This window comes from Acidisphaera rubrifaciens HS-AP3 (genome assembly GCF_000964365.1).
GTDB lineage: Bacteria > Pseudomonadota > Alphaproteobacteria > Acetobacterales > Acetobacteraceae > Acidisphaera > Acidisphaera rubrifaciens.
Map to the genome: position 1 here is coordinate 1 of NZ_BANB01000239.1, position 3,016 is coordinate 3,016.

General features: G+C 72.6%; 3 protein-coding genes. All 3 read left to right on the forward strand.

From position 1 onward, the window contains the following. Nucleotides 1-199, forward strand: a 199-nt coding sequence (locus tag B8460_RS21770; RefSeq protein WP_158322766.1) for a hypothetical protein, incomplete at its 5' end; no start/stop codon positions are given. Nucleotides 200-333: 134 nt separating this feature from the next. Beyond that, nucleotides 334-831: a helix-turn-helix domain-containing protein gene (locus B8460_RS08210; RefSeq protein ID WP_456303904.1), complete on the forward strand. Its 498-nt coding sequence runs from the start codon at nt 334-336 to the stop codon at nt 829-831. Nucleotides 832-927: 96 nt separating this feature from the next. After that, nucleotides 928-2,970, forward strand: coding sequence for an AsmA family protein (locus B8460_RS08215; protein ID WP_048861104.1), 2,043 nt, complete (start codon nt 928-930; stop codon nt 2,968-2,970). The last annotated feature ends 46 nt before the right edge of the window (nt 2,971-3,016 follow it).

A 3,016-nucleotide genomic window follows, 5' to 3' on the forward strand; every position in this document is an offset into this window, starting at 1 on the left:
GGCGCTGCGGGCGGAGATCGAGCGGCTGCGCGGCGAACTCGCGCACGTGCAGGCCGCCGCCCTGACGGCGCCCCCGGACGTCCCGCCCGCCGCACCCCATACCGCCTCGCATGGGGCGGCGGAGGAGCGGGCGGTTTCGAAAATGACGGAGAGCGTCGAAAAACCTACAAGAAAGGTTGAGAAGGCTGCCAAAAATTAGATTATAGTCCCGTTAACGGTAACGTGCGCGTGTGTGCGGCCCGCATCATCGCCCGTGGCGGGCAACGGCCGCCCCGGCCGTAGACGTGCCGCACGCGCCGCGGCGGTTCATGCCAGGCGCGGGAGGATACGGCAGTGGCGGATCAGGCGGACATCGCACGGCCCAGGGCCGGCGGCGGCACGGGCGGGGACGAGAGCGCGGGCGCGGGCGACGAGGATCTGTCCGAGCCACGCGCCAGCACGCGGGCCAGTACCGCGGACCGCCACGTGGGCAGCCGCATCCGCGAGCGGCGGGTCATGCTGGGCCTGTCGCAGCAGCAGCTCGCGCAGATGATCGGCGTCACCTACCAGCAGGCGCATAAATACGAGCGCGGGCTGAACCGCATCTCCGCCGGGCGGCTGTACGAGATCGCGCAGGTGCTGAACGTGCCGATTTCCTGGTTCTTCGAAGGGCTCACCCCGGACAGCGGGCCGATCGAGCTGTCGCCGCGCCAGCGCATGTGCCTTGAACTCGCGCGCAATTTCGCGGCGATCGACAACGAGAAACATCAGGAGGCGCTGAGCCAGATGGCCCGCGCCCTCGCCGCGCAGGCCCCCGGCCGTCCAGCCGGACGGGAGACCGACACCGACTGACGCGGACCGGCGCCGCATGCCCGCATACCCCGGTACCGGCAACCCCCGGCGGCACCCGTCCGTTGGCACACGCAGTGACCGGGACGGAGCGGGTGCATGGCGGGACACAGGCGGCGGTGGTGGGCGATCGGGCTCGGCGTGCCGGTGGCGCTCATCGCGATCGTGGCCCTGCTGTTCCGCTGGGACTGGCTGATCCCGTTCGTGGACGCGCGCGCGAGCGCCGCGCTGCATCGCGACGTGCGGATCGGCCATCTGCATGTCACCCTCGGCCGGCAGACCGTCGTCACGGCCGAGGATGTGCGCGTCGCCGACCCGGCCGGGTTCCCCGCCGACGATGCCTTCGCGACCGCGCGGCGGCTCGCCATCACGGTCGACATCTGGGGCTTCCGGCATGACCGGTCGGTGCTGCGCATCCCGGTGATCGACGTCGATGCCCCGCGCGTGACGGTGGCGACGGACAAGGACGGCAAACCGAATTACGACCTCGCGCTCGGCGGGGGCGGCGGCGGCGGGCCGGCGGTGAAGATCGGCGCGCTGCGCATCGAGGACGGGCAGGCGCATGTGGACATCCCGAAGCTGCGCGCCCGCTTCGACGTGGCGGTGGCGACCGAGGACGAGGCGGCTGCCGGCACCGCCCACGCGGACGCCGCCGGCGGCGCGGCGGCGGCACAGGGCGGACGCATACGCGCCGAGGCGCACGGCACCTATGCCGGGCAGCCGATCACCGCCCGTTTCGTGGGCGGGGCGCTGCTGGGTCTGCGCGACGCGCACACGCCCTATCCGATTGACCTGCATGTCGAGAACGGGCCCACGCGGGTGGCGCTGACCGGCACGGTCGATGATCCGCTGCATTTCCGCGGCACGGCGCTGAAGCTGTCCTTCGCCGGTCCCGACATGTCGCTGCTGAAGCCGCTGACGGGCGTGCCGATCCCGCGCACGCCGCCCTTCGCGGTGACCGGCGACCTGACCTATGCGGACGGGCGGATCACGTTCCGCCATGCCGCCGGCACGCTGGGACGCAGCGACATCGAGGGCGACGTCGCGATCACGCCGCCCGAGGGCGGGCAGCGGCAGAAGGTGGTGGCGACCCTCGCCTCGCGCCGCGTGGACATGCAGGACCTCGGCGGCTTCATCGGCTCCACGCCGGGCGATACCGGCGAGCGCGGGCAGACGGCGGCGCAGCGGCGGCAGGTGGCGGCGGCGGAGGCGAGCCCGAAGCTGCTGCCCGACCGGCCGATCAACATCCCCCGTCTGCGCGCCGCCGACGTGCATCTGGACTACAAGGCCGCGTCGATCGAGGGCTCGGCGAAGCTGACCGGGCGGGGCACGCCGCTCGATAACCTCTCGGTGGTGCTCGACCTCGACGACGGCGCGATCCGGGTGCATCCGATCGTCGCCGGCATCGGCACCGGCCGCGTCGTTGGCGACATCGCGCTGACGCCCGTCAGCGACACCAGCACGCGGCTGCATGCCAACGTCGATTTCGACCGGGTGAGCATCGCGCGGCTGATGCAGTCGGCGGGGTTCAGCGGCGCGGGCGTGATCGGCGGACATGCCGAGATCGACAGCGCCGGCCGTTCGCTCGCGCAGTTCGCGGCGAATGGCAACGGCGGCGTGCGGCTGGCGACCTCCGGCGGGGAGCTGAGCGCGCTGCTTGTCGCGCTGTCGGGACTGCAGTTCGGCAACGCGCTGGTCTCCGCCCTCGGTCTGCCGGAGCATGCGCGGCTGCGCTGCATGGTGGCGGACATGCCGCTGCGTCACGGAATACTCGACTCGCGGCTGCTGTTGATCGATACCGACGAGAGCAACATCCGCGCGACCGGGACGGTCGATTTGCGCGACGAGCGGATCGACCTGCGGCTGGAGACGAATGCCAAGCATTTCAGCATCGGCTCGCTGCCCACGCCGATCGATATCGGCGGCACGCTCAAGCACCCGTCGGTGGCCCCCGCGATCGGGCCGCTGGCGGCGCGCGGCGGGGCGGCCGTGGCGCTCGGCGTGTTGCTGACGCCGCTGGCGGCGCTGTTGCCGACGATTCAGCTCGGCACCGCCGAGAACCATGACTGCCGCGCGCTGATCGCGCAGACCGAGACGCCGGCCCGCGCGCCCGAGACGCGGCGACGGCCGCCGGCGCGATGAGCGCGGACCCGGCCGCGCCCACGGCCGCGCCCCCGGCCGCGCCCCC